At 46.1% G+C, this 15,238-nt stretch carries 15 protein-coding genes; 12 read left to right on the top strand and 3 right to left on the bottom strand.

Features of this window, described 5'->3' with window-relative positions:
- Positions 1 to 80: 80 nt before the first annotated feature.
- On the bottom strand, positions 81 to 698 hold the full coding sequence (locus tag H6F66_RS23115) for a serine/threonine-protein kinase (protein WP_190426088.1): 618 nt from the start codon (positions 696 to 698) through the stop codon (positions 81 to 83).
- A 279-nt stretch (positions 699 to 977) separates the two neighbouring features.
- Here H6F66_RS23115 and H6F66_RS23110 point away from each other — a divergent pair, with 279 nt between their 5' ends.
- From H6F66_RS23110 to H6F66_RS23100, 3 genes are all read left to right on the top strand, one after another.
- Positions 978 to 1,355: a MerR family transcriptional regulator gene (locus H6F66_RS23110; protein ID WP_190426086.1), complete on the top strand. Its 378-nt coding sequence runs from the start codon at positions 978 to 980 to the stop codon at positions 1,353 to 1,355.
- Positions 1,356 to 1,416: 61 nt separating this feature from the next.
- Complete coding sequence (locus H6F66_RS23105; protein ID WP_190426082.1) at positions 1,417 to 1,908, top strand: DinB family protein; 492 nt, start codon at positions 1,417 to 1,419, stop codon at positions 1,906 to 1,908.
- Positions 1,909 to 1,930: 22 nt separating this feature from the next.
- On the top strand, positions 1,931 to 2,911 hold the full coding sequence (locus tag H6F66_RS23100) for an aldo/keto reductase (RefSeq protein ID WP_190426080.1): 981 nt from the start codon (positions 1,931 to 1,933) through the stop codon (positions 2,909 to 2,911).
- Between the two features lie 30 nt (positions 2,912 to 2,941).
- On the opposite strand, the gene H6F66_RS23095 is transcribed toward H6F66_RS23100, so the two are convergent.
- Positions 2,942 to 4,534: an ATP-binding protein gene (locus H6F66_RS23095; protein ID WP_190426077.1), complete on the bottom strand. Its 1,593-nt coding sequence runs from the start codon at positions 4,532 to 4,534 to the stop codon at positions 2,942 to 2,944.
- Between the two features lie 604 nt (positions 4,535 to 5,138).
- Between H6F66_RS23095 and H6F66_RS23090 the strand changes: the two genes are divergently transcribed.
- Both H6F66_RS23090 and typA read left to right on the top strand, forming a co-directional pair.
- Positions 5,139 to 5,315: a hypothetical protein gene (locus H6F66_RS23090; protein WP_190426074.1), complete on the top strand. Its 177-nt coding sequence runs from the start codon at positions 5,139 to 5,141 to the stop codon at positions 5,313 to 5,315.
- Positions 5,316 to 5,378: 63 nt separating this feature from the next.
- Positions 5,379 to 7,169 carry a translational GTPase TypA gene (gene typA, locus H6F66_RS23085; RefSeq protein WP_190426072.1) on the top strand — a complete coding sequence of 597 codons (1,791 nt, stop codon included), beginning with the start codon at positions 5,379 to 5,381 and terminating at the stop codon, positions 7,167 to 7,169.
- Positions 7,170 to 7,278: 109 nt separating this feature from the next.
- Here typA and H6F66_RS23080 read toward each other — a convergent pair whose 3' ends face one another.
- Positions 7,279 to 8,493, bottom strand: coding sequence for a PilT/PilU family type 4a pilus ATPase (locus H6F66_RS23080; RefSeq protein WP_190426062.1), 1,215 nt, complete (start codon positions 8,491 to 8,493; stop codon positions 7,279 to 7,281).
- A 290-nt stretch (positions 8,494 to 8,783) separates the two neighbouring features.
- Here H6F66_RS23080 and H6F66_RS23075 point away from each other — a divergent pair, with 290 nt between their 5' ends.
- The 7 genes from H6F66_RS23075 (at position 8,784) to H6F66_RS23045 (ending at position 15,136) form a co-directional block, all read left to right on the top strand.
- Positions 8,784 to 9,938 (top strand): DUF58 domain-containing protein, encoded by a 1,155-nt coding sequence (locus H6F66_RS23075; RefSeq protein ID WP_190426059.1) that lies wholly within the window; start codon positions 8,784 to 8,786, stop codon positions 9,936 to 9,938.
- Between the two features lie 96 nt (positions 9,939 to 10,034).
- Positions 10,035 to 10,397 carry a ferredoxin thioredoxin reductase catalytic beta subunit gene (locus tag H6F66_RS23070; RefSeq protein ID WP_190426056.1) on the top strand — a complete coding sequence of 121 codons (363 nt, stop codon included), beginning with the start codon at positions 10,035 to 10,037 and terminating at the stop codon, positions 10,395 to 10,397.
- A gap of 136 nt (positions 10,398 to 10,533) precedes the next feature.
- On the top strand, positions 10,534 to 10,953 hold the full coding sequence (locus tag H6F66_RS23065) for a DUF309 domain-containing protein (RefSeq protein WP_190426054.1): 420 nt from the start codon (positions 10,534 to 10,536) through the stop codon (positions 10,951 to 10,953).
- A gap of 150 nt (positions 10,954 to 11,103) precedes the next feature.
- A complete protein-coding gene (locus H6F66_RS23060; protein WP_190426117.1) occupies positions 11,104 to 11,640 on the top strand; it encodes an LptA/OstA family protein in 537 nt (178 codons plus the stop codon).
- A gap of 80 nt (positions 11,641 to 11,720) precedes the next feature.
- Positions 11,721 to 12,449: an LPS export ABC transporter ATP-binding protein gene (gene lptB / locus H6F66_RS23055; protein WP_190426051.1), complete on the top strand. Its 729-nt coding sequence runs from the start codon at positions 11,721 to 11,723 to the stop codon at positions 12,447 to 12,449.
- Positions 12,450 to 12,540: 91 nt separating this feature from the next.
- Positions 12,541 to 13,704: an LptF/LptG family permease gene (locus H6F66_RS23050; RefSeq protein WP_242017495.1), complete on the top strand. Its 1,164-nt coding sequence runs from the start codon at positions 12,541 to 12,543 to the stop codon at positions 13,702 to 13,704.
- Between the two features lie 322 nt (positions 13,705 to 14,026).
- Entirely contained in the window at positions 14,027 to 15,136 is a 1,110-nt protein-coding gene (locus H6F66_RS23045; RefSeq protein WP_190426047.1) for a hypothetical protein, read from the top strand.
- The last annotated feature ends 102 nt before the right edge of the window (positions 15,137 to 15,238 follow it).

Here is a 15,238-nt window from a genome sequence, read left to right as displayed (position 1 = left end):
CAAGGATTTCCCATTCTTCATCGGTGAGGTCACTGGAATACGGCATCGGAGCAGGGTGAGACGGCTTTGAGTACCTTAATTTAGGCTCCGTAAGATGTCAAATGGGTTCTATAAGCACCCCTTTTCCCCCGCCAATCATACTGCTCAATTGGCGCAAAGCCACTAGAGCAAAATTCCGTCTGTGTCTGCGTCAAATTTGGGGTAAACTCGCGGGCGATACCAAAGTCTATCAGCACAGCTTCAGTCTTACCCTTTCGCAACATGATATTCAGCGGCTTTACATCCCGGTGCAGTAAACCACGCTCATGAACAACCGTCAGCGCATCACCAATCTGTTGAATATACCGTAATGCTTCGGTTTCGGGCAAAATCCCTTGATTCCAAACGTGAGAAGCTAGACTTTCCCCATCGATATATTCCATCACAATGCACCATAGCCCAGCCTCTTGAACCACCTCATCAATTTTCACGATATGAGGATGATTAAATTTGGACAGTCGCAGCGCCTCATTCAGGAAATCCTGCTGAAGTTTGGCAAAGTCGCACCAGCGTTGCACCCAACTATTTAGGGTTTTAACTACCAGCAGATTACCTTTTTTGTTCTTCACCAGATAGGTAATTCCAAAACCACCTTGCCCTAGCACTTTTTCGATAGTGTACTTGCCGTTCTGCAACTTTTGCCCAGGATTCCAAGCCATTTTCAAGCCTCCAAGACGCTTGCATCGGTTTATGAGATAGGCTGAAGCGATGCCTTATTTAGTACATTTGTACCATATTTAAGGCGTAAATACAAGCAATTTTTCTTCCCAGCCAGAAAGAGGAAGTTAATACAAAGCAGAGCCTATTTATTTGCATTCCCAGGCTGTGCCTGGGAACGAGAGTTATTGCAACGTGGTTGACACTGAGCTAGAGAATCGCTAAACTAAATTTAACGTTAACGTCAATGTTTGCGGATCAACTAGAGCGTGACTGAAAAAATGCGAATCGGAGAGCTTGCCCTCAAAGCAGGCGTGACTCCGCGAACAATTCGCTACTACGAGGATCTGGGGTTACTTGGCCCTGCTGAGCGGCAAGGCAAAGGCTTTCGCTACTACACAGAGCTTGAACTAGCCAGACTCCGCAAAATTGATGCGCTCAAAGGATTGGGATTAAGCCTGGAAGAGATTAGCGGTATCATCGACCTGTTTTTTGAAGAACCGACGATGTTACGGGGTAAGCAAAAACTACTGGAAATTCTGCAAACTCATCTTCAGGAAACTGACGAAAAAATCGCCGCTTTAGAGCAGTTTCGCGGGGATTTGCAAGCTAATATCGCCAGGATACAGCAATATATCGAGGAGGTCAGCAACCAGTAATTTTTTTCTGGTTAATCTAACGTTAACGTTAAAGTTATATAGTTGGGAGGTGGAAACCAGTATGCTTATACAGCACTTCCAGATGCTGGCACGATACAACAGACTCTCGAACCGCAAACTTTATGAAACTTGCGCTTTGCTTTCGGATGCAGAACGCCAGAAGATTAGGCCAGCCTTTTTCAAAAGTATCCACGGGACACTAAATCATATTATGGTGGGCGATCGCATCTGGCTGACACGTTTCCAGGGCCAAGAAATCCCATCCACCGGACTCAACGCCATCCTTTATGAAGACTTCGACCAACTCAACCAAGCGCGTGTAGCAGAAGATGAGCGGATTGAAAGCTTTGCCTCTGGTTTAACCGAAGAATTTTTGGCGGGTACGATTCAGTACCGAAATAACGCCGGAAAAATTTATACCGATCCCGTTAATTTGTTAGTCGCCCACTTTTTCAATCACCAGACACACCACCGGGGGCAAATTCACGACATGATAACCCAGACAGAAATTGCCCCCCCAGTTCTGGATATGCACCGGATTGTTCGACCGTAACTTGATAAGGAGAAAAGGAACAATGAAAGTACGCAAACTCGGAAGCCAAGGATTGATGGTTTCGGAACTGGGACTGGGATGTATGGGAATGTCCGAGTTCTACGGTGCAGGCGATGAAGCCGAATCAATTGATACCATTCACCGCGCACTGGATCTCGGTGTCACTCTGCTCGATACTGCTGATATGTACGGAACCGGGGAGAATGAAAAGCTGGTAGGAAAAGCTATTAAAGACCGTCGCGATGCGGTCATACTAGCTACAAAATTCGGCATCCAACGTGGCGAGGATAGTAGTTTCCGAGGTATTAATGGCAGTCCGGAATACGTGCAGCAGGCGTGCGATGCTTCGCTGCAACGGCTTGGACTTGATTACATTGACCTCTACTACCAGCACCGCGTCGATCCCAACGTTCCCATTGAGGAAACACTCGGCGCAATGGCAGAATTAGTCAAGCAAGGCAAAGTCCGCTTCCTGGGGCTTTCTGAAGCTGCTCCGGCGACGATTCGACGCGCCCATGCAGTTCACCCGATTACTGCTTTGCAATCAGAATACTCGCTTTGGCAGCGCGAGCCTGAAGATGAGATTTTACCCACAGTACGGGAATTGGGAATTGGCTTTGTGGCATATAGTCCACTTGGACGGGGGTTTCTTTCAGGACAAATTACCAGTCCCGATAATTTTGCTCCCGATGATTACCGCCAGCATTTGCCACGCTTCCAAGGCGAGAATTTTCAAAAGAATCTGCAACTCGTTGAACGGGTGAAGGAAATTGCCAGCGAAAAGGGTGTCACGCCGGGACAACTAGCTTTAGCGTGGTTGCTCTCGCAGGGAGACGATATCGTACCGATCCCCGGAACCAAACGCCGCGCCTACTTGGAGGAGAATGTGGCAGCAGCTGCCATTACCTTAACTCAACAAGAGCGATCGCGCCTTGACGAAGTAGCACCCAAGAACGTTGCAGCAGGCGATCGCTACGCGGATATGAGTTCCGTAAATCGTTAAGGAATCGCCTTTAACGAGAATACCAAAATTTTAGTTCGCGCCACATGAGTAGGTGTGGCGCGATTCTGTTAATCTCTGAGTTTGCAATGGCAGCTTAACTGTAAAGGTGCTACCCACTCCAACTTCACTACTTACTTCAATCTTGCCCTCGTGCAATTCCACGAACTTTTTGACTATAGATAATCCCAGCCCCGTACCGGGAATCTTGCCCACATTTCCCGCTCGATGAAACACTTCAAATAGTCGTTTTTGGTCATTTGCAGGAATCCCGATACCTTGATCCTTAACTTGGATAATTGCCTCGTGATTCTGATAATAAAGTTCAAATAGTACCTCACCTCCTGCGGGTGAATACTTAATAGCATTTGAAAGCAAATTAATAAAAATATGCCGCAGAAGTTTTTCATCCATATAAGCTAAGCTACAACAATTTGTTATCGTTCCTGCTTCCGATTCCTGACTTTGTTGTTCATCAACGTCTCCGCCTTTAAAAACAAAATTGACCGCGTTACCTGCATTACTAAACTGCATCTCCTCCACCAATTCTAAGCAAAACTTTGCTAAATCAAGACTAGCTGGGTTTATCTTTAATTTTCCGACTTCCGCTTTACTGATTGTCAGAATATCCTCTAACAACTGCGTCATATTTCGAGCAGCAAATCGAATACGCTGAAAGTACAAATATTTTTGCTCTTTACTGGCAACATCGCTATACTTTTCCAGTAATTCAGCAGATATTGTAATAATATTGAGCGGATTGCGAAACTCGTGCGACATTATAGAAACAAAGTTGAATTTATTTTCATTTAATTCTTTTTGTTTCTCCAGCTCCCGGCGAATCTCTTCAGCTTGCTGATGCTCTGTAATATCGCGACAGTTTACAACAATACTTGCTACTTCTGGCGAATAAATAATCTTTTTACAAACAGCTTCAAGCACACGCCAAGAACCATCTTGATGCTGAAATCTAAATTTGATAAATAACGTACTGCTGGGATCATTAAGTGCTTGATATAGGTTATTAATAACTTCATTTACATCCTCAGGGTGAACGTAAACAAAGAGGTTTTTTTCAAGTAATTCTTCTGATTCGTAACCCAAAACTCTATGAACAGAGGGGCTTATATAATACACATTGCCATCAGGACTCAGAACTGTAATAATATCTAAGGCATTTTCAATGAGAGAGCGAAATCGTTCTTCTTTCTCGCGTAAAGCTTGTTCCGCTTCCCTTCGTTTTCGCCGCTGGAGGGCTTCACGTAACTCGCGCTCAACAGCAGGGATAAGTCGCGCCAAGTTGCCTTTCATGACGTAGTCAGAAGCTCCAGCTTTCATAGCATCAACAGCCATCTCCTCACCGATGGTTCCTGACACAATAATGAATGGTATATCCAGTTTCTTCTCCTGCAACAAACTCAAAGCAGCAGGAGCGCTAAAACAAGGCATAGAGTAATCAGCAATGACAATATCCCAATGATGTTTATCAAGCGCTGCTATGAAACCATCTGCTGTGTCTACCCGGTCGTATATAGAATGGTAATCACCGCGTTTTAATTCATATATTAGCAGTTCAGCATCTTCCTCTGAGTCTTCAACTATTAGAACACGCAGCTGTAACTTCATCTGCATTCCTCACAGTGGCTGATCTTCGCTTAAAGGCACTCAGCAATCTGCTGAGTGCTTGACGACTGGTATAAATTGTACATAATATACATTGATAATACAAACATGACAAAAAGCTGTAACCTTTGATTGGGTACTACTTGCTTGCGTTGGTGACGAGTAACTAATGGACAAAGTTTTTTGCAGCCGTTATCGTGTAATAGCCGCTACATTCATAAGTTTCAATTTTATGCAGCTTTGAATTTGGGAAAAAACTGGGGTTGGCTGTGCGTGTCACTGCTAGACGGAAAAAGGCTCAACTACTAATCAAATACCTTTACCCGATTGCCAGGTACTATCAACTCATAGGTAATACTGCTTTGCTTAAAAGCCAGTTAAGTTATTTTTTTTTACCTAGAATAGGTTTTTAAGAATATTTTTTTTTATTAAGTTGATGGATATAGTTATTTGTTAGGATAGGTACAGTAGCATTACCCATCAAAGCATATCAATGTTGCGTGGGTTTCCAATGTTCCAACCGACGTTAGATATTTAGTTCAATTATGTCTACCTAGTTGGCAAAGTTGTAATTTTATCCCCGAAAGAGCGTGCAGTAGGTTGAGCCTTGTTCTACCGCCCTTTCAACCGATACGCGATCGCTGCAAAACTTCTTGAGAGCGATCGCTACCTCCGCCCCCTCTTGGGAAGTATGCCTTTGAGCTGCACGGAAACCTATTTAGCCATATTTGAGGCAATTAAGCTAGAATTGTTAAGGCTTCTTTACAGCATTACTCTTAGATGACAAATTCTGTTAAAGAGCTTCTTAAATTTAACTGAGTCGCAGTACCAACTCTGGAACGCTCCTATGAGTCTCCCCATTCGCAACGTCGCAATCATTGCCCACGTCGATCACGGCAAAACCACCCTTGTTGATGCCCTCCTGAAACAATCTGGCATCTTCCGCGAAGGGGAAGACGTTCCTGATTGCGTCATGGATTCCAACGCCCTAGAGAGGGAGCGGGGCATCACAATTTTGTCGAAAAACACCGCCGTCAGATACAAAGAAACCCTAATCAATATTATCGATACCCCCGGACACGCCGATTTTGGCGGCGAAGTCGAACGGGTGTTAGGCATGGTCGATGGCTGTATCCTGATTGTGGATGCCAATGAAGGCCCCATGCCGCAGACACGATTTGTGCTGAAAAAAGCCCTAGAAAAGGGATTGCGCCCTATCGTTGTCGTAAATAAAATCGACCGTCCTCAAGCTGATCCCCACGGCGCAATTGATAAAGTATTGGATCTGTTTTTGGAACTGGGCGCAGATGACGATCAGTGCGATTTCCCTTATCTGTTCGCTTCCGGTATCAATGGTTATGCCAGAAACGACCTGGAATCCGACAACATGGATATGCAGCCCATGTTTGAGGCAATTCTGCACCATGTCGCGCCACCTGTAGGCGATCCGAATAAGCCTTTACAGTTGCAAGTGACAACCCTGGATTATTCTGAATATCTGGGTCGGATTGTGATTGGCAAAATCCATAACGGCACAATCCGGATGGGGCAACAAGTGGCTTTGGTGACGGAAACCAGCGCCATTGTGAAAGGTAAAATCTCCAAGTTGATGGGTTTTGAAGGCTTAAAGCGGATTGATTTGGAAGAAGCCTCTGCTGGAAATATTGTGGCGGTGGCTGGTTTTGCCGATGCGAACATTGGCGAGACAATTACTTGTCCAAACGAACCGCAAGCTTTGCCGCTGATTAAGGTGGATGAGCCTACCTTGCAAATGACCTTCTCGGTGAACGATTCGCCGTTTGCTGGACAGGAAGGGACGATGGTGACATCGAGGCAAGTACGCGATCGCCTGTTCCGCGAACTCGAAACAAACGTCGCCCTGCGTGTCGAAGATACCGACTCTCCCGATAAATTACTCGTTTCCGGTCGAGGCGAACTTCACCTCGGCATCTTGATTGAAACCATGCGTCGGGAAGGCTATGAGTTCCAAGTTTCCCAGCCGCAAGTGATTTTCCGCGAAGTCAGCGGTCAACCCTGCGAACCTTACGAATGTTTGGTGCTGGATGTCCCGCAAGAAGCTAGTGGTGGCTGTATCGAACGTTTGGGACAGCGCAAGGGCGAAATGCAAGATATGCAGATGAGTGCCACGGGTCGCACTCAACTAGAATTTGTAATTCCCGCCCGTGGTTTAATTGGCTTCCGGGGTGAATTCATGCGCCTCACCCGTGGCGAAGGGATTATGAACCACAGTTTCCTAGACTATCGCCCCATCAGCAGCGATATGGAAACTCGCCGTAACGGTGTCTTAATTTCGTTTGAGGAAGGTGTTGCTACCTTCTACGCAATGAAGAATGCTGAGGATCGGGGTGCGTTCTTTATCACTCCAGGTACCAAAGTTTACAAAGGCATGATTGTCGGGGAACACAACCGTCAACAAGACTTGGAACTCAATGTCTGCAAGGCGAAGCAGCTGACCAACCACCGTGCCTCTGGCGGTGATGAGTTAGTGCAGTTGCAAGCGCCAATAGATATGAGCTTGGAGCGTGCTTTGGAATACATCGGATCAGATGAATTGGTAGAAGTAACGCCCAAGTCAATTCGTCTGCGGAAGCTGGCGAAGAAGCTGGCGAAGCGCTAATTATCCCAGGTAGCACGCAGGTTTCAACCTGTGGCTACACAAAAAAGCCCGCCTGCGCGGGCTTTTTTATTTGGGGTGTCACATCATCTTCGGTTGATGGGATCTGAGATTACATCCAGCTGCGAGTCGAGGAGTTAGAAGCATCAACCCCACCTGTACGAATACGGCGATCTAGATCGTTGGGATCTGGGGAAGCGTTCAAGGCTTCCTCAAGGGTAATCCGACCCTCCAGCATTTCATTGTAGAGAGCCTGATTCATCACCTGCATACCGTCGTACTGGTCGTTTTCCATTAACCGGAATGCCTCCTCATTTTCACCTTTGAGCAGGTAATCTTGCATTGCAGGTGTATTAATTAAAATATCGTGAACTGCTGTGCGCCGACTATCTGTGGTAGGAAGTAGGAGTTGGGCTACTACAGCTATCAGAGATTGGGTAATCTGTATCCGCATCACTGGCTGTTCATCTGCTTTGTAGAGGTTTAACAAACGATCCACAGCACCGATAGCGCTTCTGGTGTGCAGAGTCCCCAACACTAAGTGACCCGTTTGGGATGCTTGCAAAGCTGTTTCAATGGTAATGCGATCGCGCATTTCCCCAATCAGAATCACATCCGGGTCTTCCCGCAAAACTGCCCGTAGCGCCTCGTGAAAGTCATTGGTATGCAAACCAACTTCCCGCTGACTAAGTAGGCAATTTTGCGAAGAGTGAACAAATTCAATCGGGTCTTCAATTGTCACAATGTGCTTATTCATCGTCTCGTTCAGATGACGAATCATTGCTGCAAGTGTAGTTGATTTCCCCGATCCCGTAGGCCCTGTAACTAAGATTAGTCCTTGGGGTTTTGACACAATGTCTTTGAGGACTTGCGGTAAGTTTAAACTATCAATAGAAGGGACATCCAGAGTGATTAAGCGCAGCACCATCGCTCCGCCCATCAGAGTCTCAAAGCAGTTCACCCGACAGCGCACGAAACCTGGATAGAAAATCGCTGTATCCAACTCTTTTTTCTCAGCGAATTGCTTCCGCTGAACTGGACTTAAAATCTCTGCCAGGTATCTTTCAAAGATTTCTGGTGTCACCCTTATCTGACTTTCAGATTGAGTTATCTGACCTCGAACCCGAAATCTGGTAACTTGCCCAACTCTAATGTGAATGTCAGAGGCTTTGTGATGAAACGCTTCCTTAACCAATTGTTTAATGGAAGTATTAACTTTGCTGACCTCTGGTAGTCGCCCTGCCTGCATCTGAGGAGGGGGTGGCGGTGGTGGCATATGTGGAGGAGCCTGAGACTTCAATTGGCCAGCATCATTGATTTGTGTCATGTTTCCGGTTTCCGCGAGGTGTTAACTAGGGGCTGGGGACTGGGGGCTGGGACTAGGGACTGGGTAAGACTTTTTTTCAATTCCCAATTCCCAATTCCCAATCCCTAATCTTGGTCAGATGGTATCGGTAAAACCACAGTTTAATGGATCTAGCCTATAATTTGTTTTTTAAGTAAAGCGTGAATTTACTTAAATATTGTAAAAAATTCCCGGATAGGCGCAAAAAATTTTATTTATTCGTAATCTGATTTTTGTTAAATTGCTTGTGATATAGCGATTGGGCGCTTTTAATGAAAAACGTTGATCGAATGGCGGAATGGTTAGAAACTCGTTGGGTAAAGCCAGCCTATGCGGGTGGGATACTCTTAGCGATCGCTATCTGCTTTTTTGGAGCCGCCACTAACACTATGGCAGGGTGGCTGTATGTTATCAGTGGTGTAATGTTGGCAATAGTGGGACTCTCGGCTATTTTACCAGCCCGAAGTCTCAAGTCGTTGCGAGTCAACCGCCGTCCCATCCAACCAGTGAGTGTTGGTGACGAGCTAACAATCGAATTGGATATAGAAAATCCAGTTGACAAATCCCAAAACCTGCTACAAATCCAAGACGATCTCCCCTTCGTCCTGGGAAAACCTGTACACACACCGATAGAAACTATTCCCCCGAAAAGCATTCACCACTGGATTTACTACCAACCAGCCCAAAAACGCGGTGTTTATCGGTGGATGACAGTGCAACTCAAGACAGCTGCTCCCCTGGGGTTGTTTTGGTGTCGGCGCGATCGCCAAGTTCCAGCTACAGCCTTCGTCTATCCTACAGTTTTACCCCTGATCAATTGCCCTCTAATCGATGAAATCGGGCAAGATACCAGTCCCCAATTTCTCAGCATAGATCGCCGTTCCCAGGCAGCAACAGAAGGAGTAACGCGAACCCTGCGTCCTTACCGAGTCGGCGATCCCACCCGCTTAATTCACTGGCGAACCAGCGCCCGGTTAGGACAATTCCAAGTCCGCGAATTGGAGACCTTCACCGGAGGGCAAGAAGTAATTATATGCCTTGACAGTGCCAGCGTTTGGAACCCAGAAGATTTTGAACAAGCCGTAATCGCTGCTGCGTCCCTGTACTTCTATGCCAGTGGACGGCAATTAAATGTGAAACTTTGGACAGCCTTAACGGGATTAGTGCAAGGTCATCGCGTAGTATTAGAAACCTTAGCCGCAACATATGCTGGAGAAGATGCGATCGCTGTGAGTCCGCCAAATCTTCCCTTAATTTGGCTGACTCAGAACCCAGTAACACTAACTGCCTTACCCCCTGCTAGCCGCTGGGTGCTATGGATGCCATCATCAACTGAACCTGCAACACCCGTAAATCGCAATTCCCCTGGAATAATCATCAACACCGAGCAACCACTACAAGTTCAGCTACAATCGCCCCTGAGATAGATTTCTTCACTGACATTTTTTACCAACCGATTCTCTTAAGGAAAAGCCTTAGGATACAATGCTTTAATACCTGCCTACATCCTGTCATTACATATCATGCAATCATCAGAAACTCAATCAAAATCCAGCGATAAAAACCTAGAGGCAATGCGTCAGTTTTCTCAAACTTACGCCAAACGCACAGGTACATACTTTTGTGTCGATCCTTCAGTAACAGCAGTCGTGATTGAAGGACTCGCCAAGCACAAAGATGACCTTGGTGCGCCTTTGTGTCCCTGTCGCCACTACGAAGATAAAGAAGCAGAAGTAGCTGCTGCTTTCTGGAATTGTCCCTGCGTACCAATGCGCGAACGCAAAGAATGCCATTGTATGTTATTTCTCACCGAAGATAACGAGTTTCGTGGTGAAATGCAAGACATCTCTATTGAAGAAATTCACGCCGTGCGAGATAGTATGTAACAATGTGCGCGAGGCAATCAGCCTCGCTATTTTTTTATCATTCAAACAAGTTGAATGCTTTTAAGTTATAGCCTTAAGATTTCCATAAAACCTGATAAGAAGGAACTTTTTAGTAGGGTAGGTATTGCTATATATAATGTCTGAAGAAATACCGACTGAATTTTGGCAAGGAGTAGAGCAGTTTAATCAGCAGGAATTTTACCCTTGTCACGATACCTTAGAAGCCCTGTGGATGGAAGCCAGCGAACCGCAAAAAAGGTTTTATCAAGGAGTCCTGCAAATAGCAGTTGCCTGCTATCATCTGGGGAATCTCAACTGGCGCGGTGCGGCGATATTACTAGGAGAGGGAATCGGACGCATCAAAGCTTACGAACCCCGATACAGCGGTATTGATGTTAGCCAACTCATAGATCAGAGTGCTGAACTGTTGACAGCACTGCAAGAAGCTGGTGCGGAAAACATCGCTGAATTTGTTGAACAGATGCAGCACCAAGGCGACATTGTACAATTACCAAAAATACAGCGAGTAGACGCTCAAGAAACTTCTGCAAGCTAGGTATCGTCAGGATTTTAGTGCTTGGTCATCGCTGAAGTAGATCCGGATCGAGTCTATAGAAAGAGTAAACTAGGCACAGTAGCTGATTAACGCATTCAGCGCGTCCTTAGCCTGTTGCCAATGACTAAAATTGATGTTTCCGCAAAACCCATGATGCAATCCTCTCAACAAACTCAATCTTTCATGCGTCGCCTGGGATTAGTATTGATGCTTCCAGCTGCCTTGGTGGGAGCGATCGCATTCCCCACCCAGATGCAACAAAACGCCCAAGCCCAAACCCCAGGCGACGGACGCGCCCTCACCGTCCGTTCTGATGTCCAAGAAGCCAACTCGAAAACAGGAGTCGTAACCGCACGCGGTAACGTGCAAATGTACTATCCATCACGACAGATTCAGGCAACAGCTGCCCAAGCTCAGTATTTCAGCAAAGAGCGCCGCATTGTTCTCACTGGCAACGTCTACGTCCTACAACAAGGTAATAGTCTCCGAGGCGAGACAATCACATACCTCATAGATGAAGGTCGCTTTGTTGCCCTGCCTCAAGGCAACCGACAGGTAGAATCAATTTATCTAGTTTCCGATCCCAGCGCCCCAACTCAACCCGCAGCGCCTGTAACAGCTCCCCCCGTCAATCCTAAGCCAGCCTTCAAAACACCGAATAGCCCATCAACAACCCCCCGAAGGTAATAAAGGCAAAAGGCTCTCATGCAAAAGGCAAAAAAAGAATGCACTTATTCTTTTAGCCATTAGCCATCAGCCACAATTCAATGAAAATCGTACTGGAAAATATTCACAAGTCTTATAGCAAGCGCACGATTGTCAATCGTGTAAACCTTTCAGTAGCGCAAGGGGAAATCGTGGGATTGCTCGGTCCCAATGGTGCTGGTAAAACCACCACCTTTTACATTGCTACTGGCTTAGAAAAACCTGATCAAGGTACTGTTTGGTTGGATAACACCGACATCACCGCCTTGCCCATTCATAAACGAGCTACATTGGGCATTGGCTACCTCGCGCAGGAAGCAAGTATTTTCCGCAACCTCAGCGTCCGAGATAACATTCTACTGGTGTTAGAGCAAACAGGTGTCCCGCGCCGTCAGTGGCAGCAGCGTCTGGATTACTTACTTCAAGACTTTCGTCTAGAAAAAGTTGCTTATACACACGGAATTCGTGTCTCTGGGGGAGAACGGCGGCGCACCGAGTTGGCGAGATCCTTAGCATCTGGCCCCGAAGGTCCGAAATTTTTGTTTTTAGATGAACCATTTGCGGGTGTCGATCCAATTGCCGTATCGGAGATTCAAAAAATAATAGCCGAACTACGCGATCGCAGCATGGGCATCTTGATTACCGATCACAACGTCCGCGAAACCCTCGCCATCACAGATCGAGCCTACATCATGCGCGACGGACAAATCCTCGCCGCAGGCAGCGCTGAAGAACTATACAATAACCCTTTAGTACGCCAATATTACTTAGGCGATGACTTCAAAAGGTAGCCCCTAGTCCTTTGCTAACAGCTAATGCCCAATTTCTTAACAATTAGCAATTAGCCATTAGCAACTAGCCATTAGCCATTAGCCATTAGCAATGCCCAAATTTTTCAATCCGCTCTACCCCTTGATTTCCCGCATCTCGGTCATGGATCGCTACATTGCCAGCGAACTATTCGCACCTTTCCTGTTTGGGATGGGTTTCTTTTCTTCTTTAGGAGTAACGATTGGCAGCTTATTTGACCTGATGCGGAGAAGTGTGGACGTAGGGCTACCAGCCATGCTGGTTTTGAAAGTGTTGCTGTTGAGTCTACCGCAATTTATGGCATACGCCTTTGCTGCCTCAACACTACTAGCTACCTTATTAACCTATAGTCGTCTTTCTAGCGACAGCGAATTGGTAGCTTTGCGTAGCTGCGGCATAAGCGTTTATCGTCTGGTAACACCAGCAATTATCTTGGGATTTTTCATCACTGGTATTGCCTTTACCTTTAATGAATATGTAGTACCAGCAGCGAATTATCAAGCTAAAGTTACCCTAGATCGAGCGCTGAATAAAGAAAAGCCGTCTTTCCAAGAGCGCAATATTTTCTATCCAGAATATACTAAAGTCAAACTGCCCAATGGCGAAAAAGAACAAGTGCTAAAGCGCCTGTTTTATGCAGAAAAGTTTGATGGTGAAAAAATGCAAGGCTTGACAATTTTGGATTGGTCACAAGAAGGACTAAACCAAATTGTTACCTCACAAGCCGCGTCTTGGAACCCAGCACAAAATACCTGGGATTTTTTCAAAGGCACCATTTATCTAATTTCTCCCGATGCTTCCTATCGCAATATTCTGCGGTTTGAACATCAACAGCTGCAACTGCCTCGCACAGCCTTAGATTTGGCAAGTTCGGGGCGCGACTATGGAGAAATGAACCTTGCACAATCCACAGAACGTCTGAAAATAGAACGTTTAAGTGGCAATGAGCAGAAAATTCGCAAGCTGCTGATCCGCATTCACCAAAAAATAGCCTTACCGTTTGCTTGTGTAGTGTTTGCTATAGTTGGTGCTGCTTTGGCAACTAGACCTACTCGCACCAGTAAAGCGACAGGTTTTGGTATTAGCGTCTTGGTGATTTTTACTTACTATTTATTAATGTCCTTTGGGGATGCGCTGGGACTGGGCAACTTCCTGCCTCCCTTTGTTGCTGCTTGGATGCCAAACCTGTTTGGCTTAGCAGCAGGTGTCTGGTTTTTGCTTAAAGCTGCCCGGTAAATTAGTCATTAGTTGTTTGGGCTGTGTATACTGCGAACCAATAAGCGATCGCTAATGACCTACATCCTGAATCATTAGCGATCGCTACTAACTAATGGCTAACTGCTTATATAACAGTTCTAAATAAATTGTGAAATATTTTTTCGTTTGCAGATTGTCCCTCTGTCTTACGGGTTACAGCCTATAAAGAACTTGCTAGAGAAACTTTTACACAAGATACTGGCATCTTTAGAAAAACATTACCTTATGGCAACTACCTTAAGTTAAATAGCGTATAGAATCAATTTATACCCACCGTGCAGAGCCGAGCTGCACTACACCTATGCCATCTTCCAAACAAGTTCCTGCCTCTATCCGCTATTTCAAAGCACGGTTCCGGACAGTGCTGCGTCCGGCGTTTTGGGGTAGCGCGATCGCGATCTCAATGGTACTCTTTGGCGGATGGCAGTACTGGCAACACCCAGAGTGGCTAACTGGCAGTGGCGATGAAGCAACCGAGAATGAACAAAGCCTTTCGGAAGAAAGTAGTGCTATCGGCGCTGATATTGATAGTTTACCTGTATTAATTCAAGAATTTAACCCGACCAATCCCCAAGGCGCAGGCAAGCAAAAGCAGAAATCGCAAAATCCCAAAGAAGAAGGTTTATTTGAACAGTTAACTCGTAATAAAACTGCTGCGCCTAATACAGAATCAACATCTCAATTGCTCAGAATAGCACCCAAAGATCCGCAAAACTCCACCAATCCTTTTGCTACATCAGCGCAAGAGCTACTAAATGCTGGCCCCCTTTCCAATAGTGGCCCCCTTTTAGGAGCAACACCTAGCAACCAGCAAACTGAAACATCCGCAACAACCGCAACTTCTAGCCCAACAGCTGGGTTTAAAGCGCTCAATGGTGATAAACCATCCCAAGCTACGATGCCTGGAAGCCCCCTGCAACAAGGTTTAAACCAAACATCAACACCTTTATTGTCTACGAGTCAGCCACCTGCAAATGTATCTGAGTCTACGCAGGCAACCCCGACATCCACCTACACCGGACAGATAGCACCGCCAACGACAACTACCTTACCCACCACAACAGGCTATAGCGTTCCCCCAACCACAACAACTAATCCTAATCCGAATGCTTACACCTCTTTTACCCAACCCCAGTCAGTGCCAGTAGTGCCAGTCGCACCCATACCCGTAGCGCCACCTGTTGCCCCAATAACCACCAATAATTACGGACAATACCCATCTGGTTTGCCCAATCAGGGAAGCAACATTGGCACCAACTCCGGATTTAGTCCCAACGTCGGTAATAATTCCAACGTTGGTAATTCCGGAGTGCAACCGAATCCGGTAACTCAGCCTACTAGCAACTTTCCCCGTCCAGTTACAGGGAGATCCCTTGGTGGAGGCCGGATAAATACTTTTACCAATCCTTAAAAAGGAATAATTGGGGAAGGATGGGTTGAGGCACCTAGCCCAACAAATATTAGGAAGACGTTAGGTAACGCTTACTCCCTACCCAATAAACAACTCTAAATC

The sequence above is a fragment of the Trichocoleus sp. FACHB-6 genome, assembly GCF_014695815.1.
In the GTDB taxonomy this organism is placed as follows: domain Bacteria; phylum Cyanobacteriota; class Cyanobacteriia; order Cyanobacteriales; family FACHB-T130; genus Funiculus; species Funiculus sociatus.
This window is presented reverse-complemented; position numbering and strand designations above follow the sequence as displayed.

Coding starts and splice junctions, on each gene's coding strand:
- H6F66_RS23080 (WP_190426062.1), bottom strand. CDS start 8,493: ATGACACAAATCAATGATGCTGGCCAATTGAAGTCTCAGGCTCCTCCA.
- H6F66_RS23105 (WP_190426082.1), top strand. CDS start 1,417: ATGCTTATACAGCACTTCCAGATGCTGGCACGATACAACAGACTCTCG.
- lptB (WP_190426051.1), top strand. CDS start 11,721: ATGAAAATCGTACTGGAAAATATTCACAAGTCTTATAGCAAGCGCACG.
- H6F66_RS23115 (WP_190426088.1), bottom strand. CDS start 698: ATGGCTTGGAATCCTGGGCAAAAGTTGCAGAACGGCAAGTACACTATC.
- H6F66_RS23050 (WP_242017495.1), top strand. CDS start 12,541: ATGCCCAAATTTTTCAATCCGCTCTACCCCTTGATTTCCCGCATCTCG.
- H6F66_RS23075 (WP_190426059.1), top strand. CDS start 8,784: ATGAAAAACGTTGATCGAATGGCGGAATGGTTAGAAACTCGTTGGGTA.
- H6F66_RS23110 (WP_190426086.1), top strand. CDS start 978: ATGCGAATCGGAGAGCTTGCCCTCAAAGCAGGCGTGACTCCGCGAACA.
- H6F66_RS23045 (WP_190426047.1), top strand. CDS start 14,027: ATGCCATCTTCCAAACAAGTTCCTGCCTCTATCCGCTATTTCAAAGCA.
- H6F66_RS23100 (WP_190426080.1), top strand. CDS start 1,931: ATGAAAGTACGCAAACTCGGAAGCCAAGGATTGATGGTTTCGGAACTG.
- H6F66_RS23060 (WP_190426117.1), top strand. CDS start 11,104: ATGATGCAATCCTCTCAACAAACTCAATCTTTCATGCGTCGCCTGGGA.
- H6F66_RS23065 (WP_190426054.1), top strand. CDS start 10,534: ATGTCTGAAGAAATACCGACTGAATTTTGGCAAGGAGTAGAGCAGTTT.
- H6F66_RS23095 (WP_190426077.1), bottom strand. CDS start 4,534: ATGAAGTTACAGCTGCGTGTTCTAATAGTTGAAGACTCAGAGGAAGAT.
- H6F66_RS23070 (WP_190426056.1), top strand. CDS start 10,035: ATGCAATCATCAGAAACTCAATCAAAATCCAGCGATAAAAACCTAGAG.
- typA (WP_190426072.1), top strand. CDS start 5,379: ATGAGTCTCCCCATTCGCAACGTCGCAATCATTGCCCACGTCGATCAC.